This window comes from Maridesulfovibrio sp., assembly GCF_963666665.1.
Lineage (GTDB): Bacteria > Desulfobacterota > Desulfovibrionia > Desulfovibrionales > Desulfovibrionaceae > Maridesulfovibrio.
Map to the genome: position 1 here is coordinate 1,839,534 of NZ_OY762999.1, position 18,953 is coordinate 1,858,486.

Genomic DNA, 18,953 nt, shown 5'->3' on the forward strand with positions numbered 1-18,953 from the left:
TGAGTAACCCGACTCAAGTCCGCCCGTACTAATATTTTAATTCTGTTTTTTACGGCAAATTAATCTTTGTAAAGAGGTAGACGGACCACAAACCGAGTGCCCTTGCCAAGTTCTGAAAAGACCTCCATAGAGCCTTTATGACGTCTTGTTATAATAAAATACGAAATTGAAAGCCCCAGACCGGTCCCCTTACCAACTGACTTGGTGGTGTAAAAAGGTTCAAGTATCCGCTTACGAACCTCTTCGTCCATGCCCGGCCCATTGTCCTCTATTTCCAGTACAGCCATGGACCTATTTTCATGGATACGCAAAACAAAACACGGCCCGCCCTCTTCATAAGACTTCTCACCCATAGCTTCAGCACCATTTTTCAATAAATTCAATACAACCTGCTGAATTTCAACTTCATCACATTTTATCCATGAGTTGGGAGCATCAAAATCTTTAATTATTTTAATTTTTTTAAAATCATAATTTCTATTGTAATCATAATCCTTCATAACCAGACTCAAAGCATTCTCAACAATTGAGCCCAAATTATGCGAGGCAAAATCGCTACCGCTTTTTCGACTAAAACTAAGCATTCCGCGAACTATGGTTGCTGCCCTGAGTCCAGATTCATAAATACCATCCAAAAATTTTAAGCAATCCCTTCGTTCAAGATATTCTGTAATTGCTGAAAATGATGTCCCACACTCTTTTGCAATCATGATATTCTTTTTGCTTTCGCTCGCCAGTCGCTTTTGCAGATTCTGGACAGCACCAACGATAGCAGCCAAAGGATTATTGATTTCATGAGCCATTCCGGCAGCAAGACCGCCGACAGACATCATCTTCTCAGACTGAATTATACGCTGCTCATTTAGCTTCCTTTCAGTGATATCCACGACAGAACCTTCAAAGATAACCTTTCCGTTTTGGTCTGTTGTCTTCCGGGCATTCATAGTAATCCATACTATCTCACCGCCCTTGCACTTCATTTTCACTTCAAAACCAGTAAGAGTTCCGGTTTCCGTCATGGCGGTAAGTAAAATATTACGGTCTACTTCATTCAGGTAAAGCTTCTTCCCGACGTTATCCAATACTTCAGTAACTTCTTCCGGTGAATCGTATCCAAAGATTGCGGCAAAAGCTGCGTTAGCAGCCATAACTCTTCCCTCAACACTGGTCTGGAAGATACCTTCCTGAGCATTATCAAATATGGAACGGTATTTAAGTTCTGAATGTCCGAGGTCTCTGCGTGTTTTATGCAGTGCCATAACGTTCTTAATCAAAACAATGACAAGAAGAATCATGAACACAAAGACAAAAACAGTACTCCATACAAGATAAAAATATTCTTCATAAAAGGAAAAAGGCTCATTAAGGACAACACTTTCTTCAGGAAGTGAGTCAATAGAAATCCCATATTTATCAAGGGACTGCCAGTCAAAGATAAATGCATTTGCTCCAATCTTAACGACAGGTATATCTTCGGTTTTTTCCCCTGACAGAACCTTGCGGGCTACCTCGCTCATCATCACGCCCTGATGATAACCACTGATGACCTTACCGCCGATTACACCGTCACGAAGATTAAACCGCAGAAGACAATATACTGGAACCGGACTATCCTTTGTAAGGATACTGCCCAGCTTCTCATATGTTACATATTTACCATCCCGATCAGAGTAATAAACACCAAGCAGCACAACGCTGCCAGATTTCAAGGAATGAATCTTGTTCCGCAATCCGGCAATGGTAAGATTTTCATTATATTCAATACTGACACGATCTCTGAACGGTTCCAGATTCCGCTTTATCGTGGATTCCCAAGCCCGACCTGTTTTTAGATAATCATTAATCACATAGATGGATTTTGTTTCCGGTAACTGCTTAAGGATACTTTCCACGGTTTCGCGCGAAGACATTACTTCCGCCACCCCGGTAATTCCTTTTACACCTTTGATCTGATCATCTGAAAAATCATTAACCCCGCAAAAGACCACCGGAACATCAGGAAAAAGATCATTACGATTTTCCAACAGAAAATCGAAAGCATTGTTGTCAGAAGACAGGATTAAAGACAGATGTATATTTTTGAATTTTGATTCAAGCAGATTTCTGATTCTTGCATAATATTCAGCAGAATGATGCCGTTTGGTATCCATATATTCGATATGCAGAACTAGATCTTTATAAGGCGGTACCAGTAGGGTATCACGAATTCCCTTTTCAATATTGGCAACCCAAGACATTCCGGAGTGATAAGAATGAAGGACCAGAACATGGCGCACTTCCTCTGCACGGACAGGTAAAGCCATAAAAAGAAAAATAACTGCAAGCCCGAATAGTCGCAATAATTCACTGCGAATATATTTGCATATCACTTTTGTCATATAAAATAACTAGCACAGTTTACGGGCTAAATCTACGCAGGACTGAATAAGGACTACAATTTCTTCGGAATTTACAATTTAAAAATTTATTATCCGGCCCACTGTTTTTTATAAATATTACCTGCTAAAGTAGAGTAGAAATATCCTCAACATTGCGAGCGAGGTTTACCTATGTTCTTTTTTGATAAGAAAACTTCTGCAAACCCATGCTCTGACCCTATAATAGACAGATTATGGGTGTTGATACGCTTCTCTGTGCGCATTCTGGCAATTCTGATGACTCTTGTCATAATCTGGGGGATACTTGATGTAATATGGGTTCTTTACCAGCGAATGAGAACACCTCCTATCTACTTGTTAAATATCAATGATATCTTAGCAACTTTCGGAGCTTTCATGGCAGTGCTGATTGCCATCGAAATATTTGCGAATATAATAATATATCTTGAATACAAGATGATTCATCTAAAACTTGTCATAGCCACAGCACTAATGGCCGCTGCACGAAAAGTAATTGTACTTGATTTCAAAGAAATAGATTACATGCAGGCGATATCACTAGGCCTAATACTCCTCGCATTAGGAGGATGTTACTGGATGGTATGTGATAAGGAGGCCGACACCCCAAAAGTTTTTTTAAACGGCCCAAATGACAATTGCGAAATTGAAAAGTAACAGGTCTAAATCAAAAGAGGATTATATGACAAAACAAATCTTACTTTACCTTGGTACTGAAATAGATACCCCACTGATTAAACATGTACTTGATTTTGCGGACAAGAGCGGAGCCGGCATTACCGTTTTGCATGTTTTTGAAAATCCCAAAACATCTGTACTCGACTATTTCAACACTCAGGGAAAGGATTTAAAAAAATATATCCTCGATGGGCACAACGCCAATTTGCAATCTGCTTTGGAAAAAGAAAACTTAGAGAAAAGCCGCATCAAATTTTCAGTTCGATGGGGCAAGGGTTTCATTGAGTGCATAAAGGCAGTTAACGAAAATAAATATGATCTGGTCATTTGCCCGCAAACGACACAAGAAAAAGCTCCGGACAGCACCGTAATGCATCTGTTACGAAAATGCCCTTGTCCGGTCTGGATCCACCACGGTCATCTCTGGCGGGGAGCGGTGAGGATTCTTGCGGCAATCGGACCTTTTGATAATTCACCGGGAAACGAATCGTTAAACAGCAACATCCTCAAACATGCAGCAGAACTAAGCCGTGTTCTTGGCGGAAAACTGCATGTAATGCATTGCTGGAAAGGCTATCTGGAAGGCGTCACCGCCAACCCATATTTTTCGGAAAATGAAGTGGAAAAATATCTGGATTATGAAAAAAGCAGTAGCGAAAGAGCCTTCGAGAACCTGATTGAGGCCACTTCCTTCCCGAATGAACCCCGCAAAGTAATCATGCACGGCGACCCCGGCATATTAATACCGGAATATGCACTGGAAAAGAAAATGGACATAGTCGTGATGGGAAGCGTGGCGCGTTCCGGCATAGCGGGTTTACTCATCGGCAATACCGCTGAAAAAGTAGCAGGAGCTCTTACGGAATCATTATTGGCCATCAAGCCTGCCGGCTTCATATCTCCTGTAAAATAATTATTCCCTAACAAAAAGAAATCCCCGGTCAATACAGACCGGGGATTTTACTTTTGTACTGATTCAAAATGCTAAAACCAGACTAGTTTGCTCTCTCCTCTTTCTTAGTTCTAGGCATAGCTTTTTTAGCGGCTGGCTTTGTCTTAGGTCCTCCCGCAGGTTCAAAATGCTCCGCAACCTCAACACCATCAGCATAATCAACAGTCATACCAGCTTTGAAATGCTGTAATTTACCTTGCGGATTCCTCACGTAACAATCTTTTTTACAGACGTATTTCACTTACACACCAGCCTAAACGTTAGTCTGATCATCCATGATCAGATAGCCGCTGACTTTTCCGGCAGTGGCGTTGCTTCCTGTCACAGTGAAAGAAAGTCTCAGGAATCCCTTATGCGTCACGGGCAGGGAAGGCAGAGGAAAGCTGTAGCCCTGCTTAAGCTCCGCCACAGGCATGGAACCGGATTCGAAAAGAGTATCAAACAGGGAAAAATCATCAGTCCCGGAAGCCTGTACGCCCACACGCAGACTGGTCAGGGTGGCAAAATCTTCGCCATCAACCATAACCTTGAGCCTGACATTACCACCGGAACCGCAATCTTCACCTACATTGATTACATTCTGGGAAACAGCGCTGGCAGTAACGGCCTGTTCATCACAAAAACAAAGTTCTTTATCAAGATACATATTCTTTACTCCTTTCAGTTACGCACTGATTGCTGCTTCGGTGTTGAGAATGGAATCCACGCGGCGGACCGGACACCCCCAAAAGGTGGTTACAGGCTTACCTTCCCAGTTCTCGGTCTTGAGCATGACGTTGTTTTTGTCAGAAGCCTCAATATCGAGCAGTGTTTTCACAGTCTGGTTGCAGTAAATGGCAGTTCTGCCCATGTTGGTATTGGGTATCATGTTCAAGCCTTCAATCAGCGCATGGCGCAGGGAATTGGAACCGATGTTTTTGGGATCAATGGAAGCAATGCGCACCACATAACGCCAGTCGCGAACAACAAGGCCGGGAGTCCATTTGTAATGGGTACGCAGTCCCTGATACTTGCCGCCATTAATATCTTCGAGAGTAACTTCACCGAGGTCCTTATGACTCAGACCGTTGGAACTGCCTTTGGGGAAAGTGAAATGGACGGTCTGATCCGACCAGCACACAATCCAAATAGATGTGCAGTTGTTACCTGTTCCACCGAAGTTGATGACGTTCTTATCTTCAAGGGAGTTGAAACGCGGTGCAAGACCGAGGAATTTTTCAGGCTCCAGCGCGGTATCACCGTAAACAAAGGTGTCGGCAAATTCCCTGTTCATGGCTTCAAGGAAAGCGCGCTCTTCTGAAGTACGGAAGTTGGAAGAATGACCGTTGAGATCGGAAAGAGCTTTGTCCATTTCCGCATAGGATTCGAGCATACCGCAAGTATCATCGATCTGCTTGGTGCGGGATTTACTGGGCTTGATGCCGTAGTTAAGCTTACGCCAGCTGACAGTAGGCAGATCAGTACGCACGGTAGTACGGTGCCCAGTGGGCAGGTTGCCTTCCACCCATGCGGCGTCATCGAGGATTTCGTTAGTGTGGGCCAGAACTTCGGTGATCTCGGCCACTTTGCCGTTAGGATCAAGACGTCCGCTCCAGTCGGAAAGGGTAAGTGCATTCATACCAAGAGTTGCCATAATTAATTCTCCTTACAAGATTCGGCCCTCTTGGGAGCTCTTAATTACATGACGCTTCAAGCGTTCTTATATGCGCTACGCGCTATTGTCAGATCGGCTGATTGGGATAAAGGATTTCCCCGATTGTCTTTTTCCGGGGAGTATTCCTTGTACTGTCTACGTAGGAATCTTCCGTAAGACGCCTGCCTACATTGTAAAAGGCTTTAACAACCTCAGGATGGCAGGAATACCCGGATTCCCTGATCATTTTGGCAAGAACCGGGGAAGCAAAAGCCTGCAGGGCCTTATTGGCCACCCCCATATTCTTGCGATAGTTGTTTCCGTGCCAGCCGGGAAGCGCACGGGTCTGGCGCTCCCACTCACCAGCCTGTGTCTGGTGGTCCTGATAACGGGCAGCTTCAAGGGAATTATGAAAATCCACCAGTTTCTGAGCCATTTCTCCGCTTACCCCGTTCTCATGTGCGAACTGACGGAATTGACAGTCCACATAAGGGTCTACCCCATCCGGCATACCGTAATCCAGTTCATACGCATCAGGAGCATTTGGAACCGGGTTATCCAGCAACTGCTCGGCTTCATCGACAGTGCGACATTCCTGTTCCTCGACAAACTCATCCTCCAGCAATGCATCACCGCCGAGTACCGGTTCTGGAACCTCATCTTTCATCTTTGCCTGCGGAGAGTAATGATCCGGCTGCGGATCATCACCAACCGGAAAATCCATCATTTTCGTTCCTCCTCTTCTTTTCTCATTTGCTCAGCCCGTTCACGGATAATGGAAAGGTAAATTTCCTCATCAGCGCCGATAACCGGGCCAAGTACATTTTCAACAACAAAATCATGAACGGCCACGTTGCGGTAAATATCGCTCTCTTTGGCATATAGAAGCGCATTCACCCCGCCCTGCTCCAGCAGAAAAGTAAACACCCTCTTGCCGTGCGGAGTATTGAATGTAGCCCTCACATCGGACAGGAACTGTTCGTTGATCCTGCGCTGTTCCTCTCGAACCTTTTCAGCCTCACGCTGTTCATCCTCCAGAAAACCGGAGTCCGTCGTCATTAAATCCTGCCTCCTTGCTAAAAGTCTAAAATAATTTTGCGAAGGAGATATGGCTGTGAAGCATACCTATATTTACGAATCAACGAATTATGCGGTCGTTCAGTGGCCTCATTCGCCCCCTTCGAAATACATAATATGCAGCAGGGCGGACCTGAATCAGATGACTCGGGTCCGCCCTGTAATAATTTCTGATAAAATGCCCTTAATACGTCAAAATCCGTCTTGTTCCCTTTGAAGAAGATATGGCATACAATTCCCAGACATTAAATCCATGCAAAGTGAGCACACATGTTTATTGAAAATGAAATCAGCTTTGAAGCTATCAACGACCTGTTCGGCAATGCTGACAATGAAGGCCGTGATTATCTTTTTGAATATGAAGTATACAACCTGCTGGCCAATTCCGGTGCTGAAACACCACCTGCCGCAAACCTGCTGCCGCGTGGAGCACGTTTTTCAGATGAGGAACTTACCTCCATTCCGGGCGAGAAAGCTGTACTGAAAATAGTCTCCCCTACGATCGTCCATAAAACGGAAGTTGGAGGAGTGCGCATTGTAAAAAAAGAACCCTCAAAGATCCGCTCCGCTGTACGCGGTATGATGTATGAAGTACCGGAGAACTTCGCAGCTTACATAGAGAGAGCCCCTGAGCATGCCCCCGAAGAATACAAAGGGCTGCACGGAGAAGCACTTATCAAAGCAATCAGCCGTGATCTCAGAGGAGTCCTGCAGGTTCAGTTCATGCCCCCGGATTCTGATTCTTTCGGCAACGAGCTCATTGTAGGTCTGCGCAGGACCAGAGAATTCGGAACCATCATAAGTGCCGGACTCGGCGGGACAGACACCGAACTTTACGCCGAACGCTTCCGCAAAGGCCAAGCCATTGTTGCCGCATCCGTACAAATGGTGGACGGGCAAACCTTTTTCCAACTCTTCAAGAATACCATCTCATATAAAAAGCTGGCAGGCCTTACCCGCGGACAGCGCCGGATTGTCACTGATGAACAGCTTATTGAATGCTTTGATTCCTTCATTGAAATGGGTAAATACTTTTCCCCATCCAATCCCAAAGCTGAATTCGTCATTGATGAACTGGAGATCAACCCCTTTGCTTTCACCGAATATCTGATGGTGCCTCTGGACGGGTTATGCCGTTTTTCAAGACCGGACCAAATGCCGCTGGCCCGTCCTGTAGAGAAAATCCACAACCTGCTCCATCCGCAAAAAATAGGCATAATCGGGGTTTCCTCCACCCGCAGAAACTTCGGGCGGATCATCCTAGATAATGTTCTGGCTGAAGGATACGCAAAAGAAGACGTAGTTATTATCCGTGAAGGCTGTGATGAAGTTGACGGTGTGCGGTGTGTGCCGAGCTTTGACACACTGGATCACCAGCTTGATCTTTTAGTAGTTGCCATTGCTGCCCAGCATGTTCCTGATCTCGTCGACAAGGTTATCGAACTGGACTGCGCCAAGAGTGTGATGCTCATCCCGGGGGGCATGGGTGAAACCGAGGACAGTAAGGAACGGGCGGAACAGGTCATTGCCAGCATCAATGAAAAACATGCTGAAGCTGACGGCGGACCGGTCTTTATCGGAGCAAACTGCATGGGAGTGGTCTCACGCCCCGGCGATTACGATACTTGGTTCATCCCGGATGAAAAACTGCCCAAAGACCGCAACGCTCCATACCAGCGTTCTGCCCTGATCAGCCAAAGCGGGGCCTTCATGGTCTTCCGCTACAGCCAATGCCCGGAACTTAATCCGGCTTACATGATTTCCATGGGCAATCAGACGGACCTGACCCTTGGCGACATGATCCATTACTTCAAAGATTCAGGAGAAGTGGACGTCATTGCTGTTTACGCAGAAGGATTCAACGATCTTGACGGATTGGAATTCTGCACAGCCGTACGGCAGGCAGTAATGAACGGCAAAGAAGTAGTCTTTTACAAAGCCGGAAGAACGCCGGAAGGTAAAACCGCCACCAGTGGGCACACCGCTTCTCTTGCTGGAGATTACATGGTCTGCGAAAGCTGCGTGCGCCAAGCCGGAGCAATCGTGGCCCGTACCTTTCAGGAATTTCAGGACCTTTTCATGCTGGCGGAAAAGCTGAGCAACAAAACCATTTGCGGCGACAGGCTTGCAGCTGTCAGCGGAGCCGGATTCGAAGCAGTGGGAATGGCTGACTCCATTCAATCGGATGATTATGATATTGAACTTGCAAGGTTCAGCGAAGAGTCTATCAAAAACATAGATGATATTCTCGAAAAGAACCGACTAAAAGCGCTGGTAACCATCCAAAACCCTCTGGACCTTACTCCGGGATCAAATGATGTAATTCACGCCAGTATGGCTGAAATACTGGCCAAAGATCCAGCGGTAGATTCCATTGTAATCGGGCTGGACCCGCTTTCCCCATCTATGCACACCTTGGCAGAGCCGACGATTCCTGCTTTCTCAATGGAAGACGAGAATTCCCTGGGCAACCTTCTCATTCAGATCGTCAAGAAGAGTGATAAACCGATACTCGCAATTGTAGACGGCGGCAGGCTTTATGAGCCTTTAAGAGATATGCTGCTTGAAAACGGAGTTCCGGTCTTTCCGGTCTGTGACCGTGCGGTAGCCGCAATAGCCTTATATTCTAAAGCCCGTATGCGCGCCGAAGTAATTCGGTTGACCCACAGCTGTGATTAATCCGCACCCAAAAAGACAGGCCGTGGATCAACAACGAACCACGGCCTGCATCTTTCAGGAGGAATGACTATCGAAAAATATTAATACTTATCGTTGTAACGATTGGTTAGTTTATTTTCACGACTGGTTCTTTCTACAACAACGCAAGCCTTCTCAGCATTAGCGAAAAAGACATCTTCAACAATTCTTGCAATTCCGCATAACCAGCACATAAACATAAAAAACGCTCCTACAACTAAAAGTACATCCAAAAATCTTTTTTAAGATTTCTTTTCTCTAAGAACTTACTTTCAGTGTACGCAGAAAAAACACCTCGTCAATGAGATTAACTTAATTCTTTTTTTCACATTTTATATTCGCATTCATTGTCTATCTTCAACAAACTAATTTTAAAGGACAAATAAAACTGAACAGAAATTCAATCACCCTCAAAAATAACATTTCTGCTTTAAAAGATACGGCTTCCGCTCACCCAAAACACAATCTGAATTAGCCTCAACATCCTTACCCGGACCTGCTTTCTATCCTTCGCTCAAGCACCCCTGCACTGAGTGGAATAATTAAAAAGCTCGCTAAGAAAACAATCACACCTTGCCAGCCTGCATATTCATAAGCAAAGCCGGCCCCCGTAATACCAAGCCAACCGCCGCTATAATAAAACAGAACATACAGCGCATTGGCTTTGCCATGACTGCAGGTCAGTTTACGATTCAAAAGAACAACTGCCACTGTGTGAATAGTAAAAAAGCCAGCACAGACTCCAAGCAGCCCAATTACAACCGCTGCGATTGAAGGCAGCAAAAGCATTAAAAGCGAAGCTCCAAGAAGAACTGAACTGGAAAGCAGCATCACCCCTCCCCCAAACTGAGCACTGAGCCTTCCAGCGAGGGGCCCCAGAAAAATACCGAGAATATAAACCAGATAAACGAGGGTGATTGTCTCAGTAGAAAGATCGAACGGCGGATGCGAGAGTCTGTATGGCAGATAGTTAAAAACCGGCGAGAAAATCAGAAGACTACCGGCCCCGCAAGCGTAGATCAAAAGGAGTTCCTTACGCTTTAGCAATGAAAGATATGTTTCCTTGCCATTACTGCTGCGAACATCTGCAATCTCTTTTTCTCCGCTGGCGGGAAGGATAAGCACAGCCAGAAATGTCGTAACCAGAATTAGCACTGAAGCTGAAGCAAATGCATACCGCCAATGCAGAGGAGGATGAATCCAACCGCCAAGCAGACGTCCGCCCAGCCCGCCCAGAATAGTTGCCGACACATACGACCCCATAACTACGCTCAATCGCTTGGCTGGAAGAGTACGTGCCAGCCATGCAGCAATGCTGGTAGTTAAAGCAGGGATAAAAAGCCCTTGCAGCAATCTCGAACCAACTAGCACCGAATAATTATGAGTCAAAGAACAGATAAAACCACCGACAGCAACAAAGACACCACCGGCAACAATTATCGGTTTGACCGGATACCTGTCCGAAAGATAGCCGAAGAAAAGATTGGAGAGTACTATTCCTAGAATTACAAACGATACCGCAAAGGATGCCTGTACAGGGCTGATCTGAAATTCAGACTGCAAAATAGGCAGAACAGGTTGAGGAAGGTAAATATTGGTAAAAGAAGCTGAAACGAGGGCAAATACTGCAAGCTGGATTTTAAGAAGACTTTTCATCAGCATTTCCTTCTCTGGCGGAGATACTTTCATTAAATAAGCACAAGAGTTACACCTCTTATCATTGCTCCGCAAACTAATTTTCAGCAGAAATACAAAAACCCCGCTCTGGTACCAGAGCGGGGTTTTTGTATTCAATTTGAATCGAATCCTGATTCAACTAATCCAAATCAAATGCATCTTTTTTGAAAAAACAGTAAAACTCATCATCGTTATGGTAAAACTTTGCAATTTTATCCTTTAACATTTGAAAAAGACCATTAATTCTTTTTGATTTAACTAAAACATTATCCTCAACATACTGTTCTGCTTCGGCCACTGCACTCACAGAAACAAAAAACAACAAAGTAAGTGCAAAATACAATTCAAGCGCCATTTTTTAGCTCCTTTTCAAAAGACGTTGACGAAAACATACGCCTAAAAGTGCTCTCGTCAACTGTTTTTTGTTAATTCTTTTTTTCACATTTAAATAAAGTTTACGCCTATTTTCACAATCTATTACCATTTTACATCTCAAAATAATAAATCCGTAATTCTTAAACACAAAAAGCCGCCACCAGAATGGTGACGGCTTAATATTCCCCAAAAATCAGCTTATCATTGTTCTTTTTTTAACAAAAAAATAGAGACTAAAACAGAAAGGTGTTTATTCTTTATTTCTAAACACTTAATCGCCTACCAAGTTCTCTAGCCTGCTCAAGGGCCTCTTCCATACGATTAGCTTCAGGAAAGGCAAGAGGATCACCGAGACCCCGGATTGAATACACTTCATCAAACCCAAGATATTTAAAAAACAACGGGTAACGCCCCTGAATATCAGCGTACATACCTTCCATCACAGCCCCTTGAGAAGTGATAAACACAAATTTCACTCCTCTCTTGAGACGGCTATAGTTTCTCATCTTCTCTTCAATTACCCCGCCTTCAGGATCGAACCCATCGTGAAAATCAGGCGTAAACAAATGATAGAGACGATCAATAAAGATTTTAGCCTGTCCGCTCACATCCCCAAAATAGACGGGACTGGCCAGAACAAGCACATCACTTTCGTGCATCTCCTCATAAACAGGAGTGAGATCATCCTTTATAACGCAGAGCTCGATTTTTCCCTTACAGGACATACAACCGATACAACCGCTGTTTTTCATTTTAGACAGTTCATACGATTTTACCTCCACTCCTTCAGCAAAGCCTTCGCACAATGCATTCACAATAGCATGTGAATTCCCTTTTGTTCTGGCACTTCCATTGACGACTGTTACTTTCATTTATTTTTTCCTCATACTGACATTTACATGTGTACATATAATTTAGTTACATTTTTCAGCCGAACTCCATGCAAAAGTGATATCGTAGTAATCTTGGAAGACAATCAGCCAAATAGCTGAAAACCATGCCATGCATAATTTACGTTGACTTTAGCAGGTCAGTCGGTAGAGGTAGGCGGAATTCAATAATTAAAGAGAGCTGCTGCCATGAAACAGGTAAAAGTACAGATCAAAATAAACCCCGAACAAATCAATCTTCCCGATGCTATCCGCAAAGAAGCTCTAAAAACTGCCGGGGTTCCAGACAATAAAGATATTTCCACACGTGTTCTGCGCCGTTCAATCGACGCGCGCTCCCGCAAGCCGCACTTCATTTTGCAGGTTGCAATCGGCGACCCTGAAACAGTGGAACCGGAAGAACCTGTATTCACCCCTCAACCCATGAACGGTAAACAAGTCGTAATTGTCGGAGCCGGACCTGCCGGATATTTCGCAGCACTGACTCTGCTGGAACACGGAATAAAGCCCATCATTATTGAGCGTGGACGCACTGTAAATGACCGCCGCAAGGACCTGAAAAAAATATACACGGAAGGACTGGTCAACCCGGACTCCAACTATTGCTTCGGTGAAGGCGGGGCCGGGACCTATTCAGACGGCAAACTCTATACCCGCGCAACCAAACGAGGCAACGTAGGACGCATCCTCGACCTGCTCATTGCGAACGGCGCACCCGCTGACATACGTATCGATGCTCACCCGCACCTCGGCTCAAATGTATTGCCGCGTATTGTCAGCAAAATGCGTGATGACATCATCTCTTGTGGCGGAGAAGTCCATTTCAACACCCGTGTGGATTCATTTATTCTTGACGGGGACCGTATGGCCGGAGTTATTGCCGGAGGCAATGAAATCAAAGCTGACGCAGTAATCCTCGCTACCGGACATTCAGCGCGCGACATCTTTTACGCCCTTGCCGATCAGGACATCAGAATTGAAGCAAAACCTTTTGCTTTAGGCGTACGTATTGAACACCCCCAACCGCTGATTGATAAAATTTTCTACCACCAATCCCCGCGCCACGAAAATCTTCCCGCGGCTAGCTACCGCATTTCAACTCAAGCTATGGGACGCGGTGTATTCTCATTCTGCATGTGTCCGGGAGGCTACATTGTCCCGGCATCAACGGCTCCGGGAGAACTGGTACTGAACGGTATGAGCCTTGCCGCACGCAATGCTCCTTTTGCTAACGCAGGTCTGGTGGCTGAAGTAAAAATCGAAGACCTTGAAAACCCCGGCAATCCATTCTGTGCTTTGAAATATCAGGCTGCTGCGGAAAAAAATATGTTTGCAGCAGGAGATGGCGTTACCCAGCAGGCTCCGGCTCAACGAGTTAACGACTTCATTGCCGGACGTGTATCAAAATCAATCCCTAAATCATCATACATCCCCGGCACATATTCAGCACCCGTACATGAGCTGCTGCCTTTTATCCAATCAGAAGCATTGCGCAACGGATTAAAAACATTGGGCAAAAAATTCAAAGGATTCGACTCAAACGAAGCCAAAGTGCTTGCTGTGGAATCACGCACCAGCTCTCCGATACGTATCCCGCGTGACCGTGAGACATTGGAACATGTTCAGATCAAAGGACTTTTCCCCTGTGGAGAAGGGGCAGGATATGCAGGGGGAATTATCTCCGCAGCAATGGATGGAGAGAAATGCGCTCAGGCTGCAGCACGAATGATAGGCTGACATTACAACTCAGCGAATTATCTTGATTTGAAATCCCTTAGAACTAAGTGATCTAGGTATAGTCACATTCCAGCGTTTCATTTCAGGACCACTGAAAAGCAACTGCCCTCTTTTGCCTATAACAGGAGGGATATTTTCTGTCTTTTCTCCGGATAAAATTCTTTTTACCATTTTCAGGGCCTCACGGCCCTGATCTACTCCGGAAAGGACATAGCCGCCCACAGCCATACCTTGTCCGACAGAAAAATCCCAAAGAGCAAACACTGGCACTGTAGCATATTTTGAGGTCCACCTGATGACATCTGCGCTGGAGATATGCTTCCCTTGCTCATCCTTAAAAACATGATAAGTACCGATTATTATACAGGTGTATCCGGCAGCTTGAGCTCCTTTAACTTTTTCCTGCCAATCTAGAAAATTCTGAATAAGCAGGATATCCGCATGAGTCCCGGAAACGTTAAAACTCTGATTTCCCCCCAGTGATTCCTGCACAAAAACCCTTGAACTCAAACTGTCATCCATGAGGACAAGAAACTTACCCGGTCCGATAATCTCAGTTAAATAAGCCACCGAACGCTTCACAAGAGGCCGTTCAAACACCCCTGTAATTTTACGGACATTATTCACATACCCCCGAGCATTACCGTTCACTCCTAAAAAAACAACAGGTATATCCAGATCCACAAGAAATTGCCCAAGAGATTTTAATGCGTAATCATCAGTCAGCACAACGACTTCAGGCCTGCGCTCAGCCAGAACACGCTTAACATCCTCAACATTTCGTTCAGCCTGATCCTTGCTGAGCCTTTTGAAATCCAGATAGTAGCAAATAACATCTGCCTCCCCTGCAAGCCCCCTTTTTAAAATGCCGTTATGTTCTTTCACCCATTTGAAATCACGATTATAACTATTAACCACTACAACAGTCTTATCGGCGGCAAGTGCTAAATCACAGAGAAAAACACAAAACAACATCACAAAACAGGCTAAAAGCTTAAGATCAGGCTTAAGACCTAAAAAATTATTATATTTATTTCGTACAGGCATTACATAAAATGTAGCATAGCTTTAACCTATATTACAACCCACCACGATTTCATGTACAACTATTACAACAACTCCAACCGCAACAAATAAAAAACAGGCGGTCCGCTTCAAAAGAAACGGACCGCCTTTCAATCAATGAACACAGACTTCTGTCTGTTCAGGAGCGTTAACTTCCCCAAGTTACGCAAAATCTTAGATGGAAGCTTTACGGCTTTCCTCAATATAAACTTCGCCAAGACGCTTGCTTACCGGACCGGGGGTGCCACCGTTAAGCTCTACTCCATCTACTTCAATAACGGGAGTAACAAAAGAAGTGGCAGCAGTCATGAAAGCCTCAGCTGCATTCTGAGCTTCTTCAATAGTGAAGGGACGCTCTTCAATTTTTATATCCAGCTCTTCAACAAGACGAAGTACGGACTTACGGGTAATGCCGGGAAGAATTGAATTGGAAAGGTTGCGGGTAATGATCTTTCCGTCTTTGGTAACAATGTAGGTATTGTTGGAAGAACCTTCTGTTACAAAGCCGTCCTCAACCATCCACGCATCATCCTTACCTTTCTTCTTGGCTTCAGTCTTAACCAGAGAAGCAGCCAGAAGCTGAACGGTCTTGATGTCACGGCGGCCCCAACGGATATCGGGAACAGAGATCACACGCAGACCTGATTTTGCACCGGTAAGTTTCTTTGCCTGAGTAAAGAGAACAACTGTCTGCTCAAGACCTTCGGGCATAACGAAATCACGGTCAGTAGCGCCGCGGGTAACCTGCAGGTAAATAGCACCTTCTTCAAGATCGTTGCGCTTAACCATTTCGCGGTGAACTTCGAGCAGTTCATCAGCACCCATCGGCATAGCCATGTCGATTTCACCAAGAGAACGCTCAAGACGACCGATATGGCCTTCCCATTCACAGATTTTTCCATCCACAACAGCGGTAACTTCATAAATACCGTCAGCAAACAGAAAACCACGGTCAAAAACAGAAACCATTGCCTCTTCTTCAGGTACGTAAGCACCATTTACGTATACAATACGACTCATTTTATTCACTTATTCCAATATGATAGATTAACTACTAGCCCCACAGAGAACTCTGCGGGGGAAAGACAAATTTGTCATCGTATTCCAAAGGGGATTCCCTGTCTTCTGCCAAAAGTAAAGGCCCGTCAAGATCTACAACATCAGCACCGCTGGCAACCAGCACAGCAGGAGCCATTGCCAGAGAAGAACCGACCATACATCCGACCATCACCTTATACCCTTCAGCCAATGCAGCTTCACGCAACTTGATAGCCTCGGTCAGCCCACCGGTCTTATCCAGCTTGATATTGATCATATCATACTTGCCTTTCAAAGCAGGCAGGGAGTCACGGTCATGGCAGGATTCATCAGCACATACAGGCAGAACCCTTTCTATTTCCAGCAAGGCATCATCATCTGAGGCGGGAAGCGGCTGCTCTACCATTTCCACACCGAGACGAACCAGCACGGGAGCCATCTCACGATAAATATCAGAAGTCCAGCCTTCATTTGCATCAACAATTATGCGGGCTTCAGGAGCCCCCCTGCGCACAGCTTCAATGCGGGCAATATCTTCAATGCCGCCGCCAAGCTTGGTTTTAAGCAAAGGGCGTCCTGCATTTTCTGCTGCCTGCGCTTCCATCTTCTCTGGAGTATCAAGAGAAAGTGTATAGGCTGTAATTTCCGGGGTAGGTTCGCTGATTCCGGCCAGTTTCCATACCGGAACTCCGGTCTTCTTGGCTTCCAGATCCCAAAGAGCGCAATCCACGGCATTACGAGCCGCCCCAGCGGGGAGTGCAGACTGCAATTCTTCGCGGGTTATAGGAGTCTTCAACCCTTCAATCTGGGCAGAGACAGAATCAACGGTCTCGTTATAGCGGGCGTAGGGAACGCATTCCCCACGCCCGGTAAAACCGTCTTCTTCAATCTCGACCCGCAGCACAACAGCTTCGGTCCGCGATCCGCGCGCAATGGTGAATACCTGCGCCAGCTGGAAAACGTCTTTTGTTACCGAGATTTGCATTATCCCAGAGCCTCGATCAAACGTTGCGCACCCTGACGGAAAGGATCAACAGCAGGAATACCCATTTGTTTCTCAACTTCAGCAAGATAGGCAAGCGCTTCATCCTCAGACATGTGCTGGGTATTGATAGAACATGCTACAGCCTTACAATCAGGATTTACAATCTTAGCAATCGGCAAAGCAAGTTCACGAAGCTCTTCAAGGGACGGCAAGGTGTAATCAGGCAGGCCGCGCATGGTTTTACGTGTGGGTTCATGGCAAAGGATCAAAGCATCAGGCTGACCGCCGTGAATCAGAGCCATGGTTACACCTGAATAGGAAGCATGAAAAAGACTACCTTGACCTTCGATGAAATCCCAGTGGTCAGCATCATTTTCAGGAGTGAGATATTCCACGGAACCGGCCATGAAGTCGGCGATAACCGCATCAAGGGGAACACCGTTGCCTTCGATCAGAATACCTGTCTGTCCGGTGGCACGGAAAGTGGATTTTAGGCCCTGCTTTTTCATTTCGCGATCCATGGCCAGAGTGGTGTACATCTTACCAACGGAGCAATCAGTACCGACAGCAAGACAACGTTTACCACTGCGTTTCTTACCTGTTGCAATAGGATACTTGACAGTGGGAATACGTACATCATGCAAAGAACAACCGTTCTTTGCTGCTGCTTCAACAAGCTCCGGCTGATCACGCAGAAGGGTATGCAATCCGGATGCGATATCCATTCCGGCTTCAAGGGCTTCCACAAGAATGGATTTCCAGCCTTCTGAAATAATGCCGCCACGGTTTACAACACCGATTACGAGAGTTTTTACTCCGGCTTCAGCTGCTTCTTTAATAGATAGATCCTTAATTCCAAGATTTGCTCCGCACTCTTCCATACGAAACTGTCCGGCAACAGCTTCAGGTCTCCAGTCATAGATACCCTGAGCCATTTTTGCAGCCAGAGCATCCGGAGCATCTCCAAGAAAAAGTAAATATGGTGCTTCAAACATTAGTACTACCCCTTTATCATATGTTTTTTATTTGATCCTGCAGCTACAACAATTTGCATGCCATATCCTGCTTAAACACGATAACACCTCAGAATATAAGCAAGTTATAAATCGCAAAACCAAATCCCTCTAAAAAACGCAGGATTTTAACACCTGCAAATGCATAAAATTGTCCAGACAGAACTTTTACCAGAGGTTATGATCAACAAAAACGTTATTCATTAAATTTAATTCTAAAAATTCATCTATTTTTTAAATTTTATACGTTTTAAGCCGTAAAACAGCAAAATAATTCCGAGACCGTTTCACAAAATTGTACAACAATTCCCAAAACACCTCATCAAGCCAATAAAAAAGGGCATTCCACATGGAATACCCTACAAGAAAAGCTTTAATAAGAATTCAAAGAACGTCACATGCAACTGGTCGGCCTATCGCTTTATACAGTCAACAATGAACTCCATCCGCTCAAAAATATATCTCTATTTCTGATCCTTGCACTCATCCAAATACTTTTCGACAATTTTATCAGGAACACCGTCCGCGACCAAAGAATCAAATGCGCTTTGAATTCTGCTCACCATATCATCAGGAGTTTCCTTATTGACCGCTATATAAGAGCCACCCTGATCAACCAAAACAAAGACTAACTCCAAATCTCCAAAACTATATAGAGTTGATTTCATTCTATGGACCATAGCAACTTCGACCTGGAATCAGATAAATACCAAGACCATTTCAAAGTTAAAATGGCTCAA

18 protein-coding genes are annotated in these 18,953 nt (G+C 45.1%); 4 read left to right on the forward strand and 14 right to left on the reverse strand.

From position 1 onward, the window contains the following. Nucleotides 1-59 precede the first annotated feature (59 nt). Nucleotides 60-2,303, reverse strand: coding sequence for an ATP-binding protein (locus ACKU40_RS08410; RefSeq protein WP_320176071.1), 2,244 nt, complete (start codon nucleotides 2,301-2,303; stop codon nucleotides 60-62). 246 nt (nucleotides 2,304-2,549) lie between these two features. Between ACKU40_RS08410 and ACKU40_RS08415 the strand changes: the two genes are divergently transcribed. Continuing rightward, nucleotides 2,550-3,053 carry a phosphate-starvation-inducible PsiE family protein gene (locus tag ACKU40_RS08415; protein ID WP_320176072.1) on the forward strand — a complete coding sequence of 168 codons (504 nt, stop codon included), beginning with the start codon at nucleotides 2,550-2,552 and terminating at the stop codon, nucleotides 3,051-3,053. Nucleotides 3,054-3,078: 25 nt separating this feature from the next. Then, nucleotides 3,079-3,987: a universal stress protein gene (locus tag ACKU40_RS08420; protein WP_320176073.1), complete on the forward strand. Its 909-nt coding sequence runs from the start codon at nucleotides 3,079-3,081 to the stop codon at nucleotides 3,985-3,987. Nucleotides 3,988-4,069: 82 nt separating this feature from the next. Here ACKU40_RS08420 and ACKU40_RS08425 read toward each other — a convergent pair whose 3' ends face one another. From ACKU40_RS08425 to ACKU40_RS08445, 5 genes are all read right to left on the reverse strand, one after another. Continuing rightward, nucleotides 4,070-4,267, reverse strand: a complete 198-nt coding sequence (locus ACKU40_RS08425) for a hypothetical protein (protein ID WP_320176074.1) — start codon at nucleotides 4,265-4,267, stop codon at nucleotides 4,070-4,072. A 12-nt stretch (nucleotides 4,268-4,279) separates the two neighbouring features. Then, nucleotides 4,280-4,672 carry a Bbp16 family capsid cement protein gene (locus ACKU40_RS08430; protein ID WP_320176075.1) on the reverse strand — a complete coding sequence of 131 codons (393 nt, stop codon included), beginning with the start codon at nucleotides 4,670-4,672 and terminating at the stop codon, nucleotides 4,280-4,282. An 18-nt stretch (nucleotides 4,673-4,690) separates the two neighbouring features. After that, complete coding sequence (locus tag ACKU40_RS08435) at nucleotides 4,691-5,659, reverse strand: major capsid protein (protein WP_320176076.1); 969 nt, start codon at nucleotides 5,657-5,659, stop codon at nucleotides 4,691-4,693. A gap of 88 nt (nucleotides 5,660-5,747) precedes the next feature. After that, nucleotides 5,748-6,386: an endoprotease gene (locus tag ACKU40_RS08440; protein WP_320176077.1), complete on the reverse strand. Its 639-nt coding sequence runs from the start codon at nucleotides 6,384-6,386 to the stop codon at nucleotides 5,748-5,750. Then, nucleotides 6,383-6,718 carry a hypothetical protein gene (locus ACKU40_RS08445; protein ID WP_320176078.1) on the reverse strand — a complete coding sequence of 112 codons (336 nt, stop codon included), beginning with the start codon at nucleotides 6,716-6,718 and terminating at the stop codon, nucleotides 6,383-6,385. The genes ACKU40_RS08440 and ACKU40_RS08445 overlap by 4 nt, the downstream gene beginning before the upstream one ends. Nucleotides 6,719-7,006: 288 nt before the next feature. Here ACKU40_RS08445 and ACKU40_RS08450 point away from each other — a divergent pair, with 288 nt between their 5' ends. Then, nucleotides 7,007-9,415, forward strand: coding sequence for an acetate--CoA ligase family protein (locus ACKU40_RS08450; RefSeq protein ID WP_320176079.1), 2,409 nt, complete (start codon nucleotides 7,007-7,009; stop codon nucleotides 9,413-9,415). Nucleotides 9,416-9,919: 504 nt separating this feature from the next. Here the strand turns inward: ACKU40_RS08450 and ACKU40_RS08455 are convergent. The 3 genes from ACKU40_RS08455 to ACKU40_RS08465 all read right to left on the reverse strand — a co-directional run bounded on the left by ACKU40_RS08455 (nucleotide 9,920) and on the right by ACKU40_RS08465 (nucleotide 12,357). Beyond that, nucleotides 9,920-11,089 (reverse strand): MFS transporter, encoded by a 1,170-nt coding sequence (locus ACKU40_RS08455; protein WP_320176080.1) that lies wholly within the window; start codon nucleotides 11,087-11,089, stop codon nucleotides 9,920-9,922. 160 nt (nucleotides 11,090-11,249) lie between these two features. Continuing rightward, nucleotides 11,250-11,465, reverse strand: a complete 216-nt coding sequence (locus tag ACKU40_RS08460; protein WP_320176081.1) for a hypothetical protein — start codon at nucleotides 11,463-11,465, stop codon at nucleotides 11,250-11,252. Between the two features lie 283 nt (nucleotides 11,466-11,748). Further along, on the reverse strand, nucleotides 11,749-12,357 hold the full coding sequence (locus ACKU40_RS08465) for a flavodoxin family protein (RefSeq protein ID WP_320176082.1): 609 nt from the start codon (nucleotides 12,355-12,357) through the stop codon (nucleotides 11,749-11,751). A 207-nt stretch (nucleotides 12,358-12,564) separates the two neighbouring features. On the opposite strand from ACKU40_RS08465, the gene ACKU40_RS08470 reads away from it, so the two are divergent. Next, entirely contained in the window at nucleotides 12,565-14,112 is a 1,548-nt protein-coding gene (locus ACKU40_RS08470; RefSeq protein WP_320176083.1) for an FAD-dependent protein, read from the forward strand. A 9-nt stretch (nucleotides 14,113-14,121) separates the two neighbouring features. On the opposite strand, the gene ACKU40_RS08475 is transcribed toward ACKU40_RS08470, so the two are convergent. The 5 genes from ACKU40_RS08475 to ACKU40_RS08495 form a co-directional block, all read right to left on the reverse strand. Continuing rightward, a complete protein-coding gene (locus tag ACKU40_RS08475; protein WP_320176084.1) occupies nucleotides 14,122-15,030 on the reverse strand; it encodes an ABC transporter substrate binding protein in 909 nt (302 codons plus the stop codon). A gap of 321 nt (nucleotides 15,031-15,351) precedes the next feature. Then, complete coding sequence (locus ACKU40_RS08480) at nucleotides 15,352-16,197, reverse strand: D-amino-acid transaminase (protein ID WP_320176085.1); 846 nt, start codon at nucleotides 16,195-16,197, stop codon at nucleotides 15,352-15,354. A 34-nt stretch (nucleotides 16,198-16,231) separates the two neighbouring features. Next, nucleotides 16,232-17,200: an N-acetyl-D-Glu racemase DgcA gene (gene dgcA, locus ACKU40_RS08485; RefSeq protein WP_320176086.1), complete on the reverse strand. Its 969-nt coding sequence runs from the start codon at nucleotides 17,198-17,200 to the stop codon at nucleotides 16,232-16,234. Beyond that, nucleotides 17,200-18,195 carry an N-acetyltransferase DgcN gene (dgcN, locus tag ACKU40_RS08490; RefSeq protein ID WP_320176087.1) on the reverse strand — a complete coding sequence of 332 codons (996 nt, stop codon included), beginning with the start codon at nucleotides 18,193-18,195 and terminating at the stop codon, nucleotides 17,200-17,202. Before dgcN ends, dgcA begins: the two co-directional genes overlap by 1 nt. Before the next feature lie 482 nt (nucleotides 18,196-18,677). Further along, nucleotides 18,678-18,881 (reverse strand): hypothetical protein, encoded by a 204-nt coding sequence (locus ACKU40_RS08495; protein WP_320176088.1) that lies wholly within the window; start codon nucleotides 18,879-18,881, stop codon nucleotides 18,678-18,680. Between the last annotated feature and the right edge of the window lie 72 nt (nucleotides 18,882-18,953).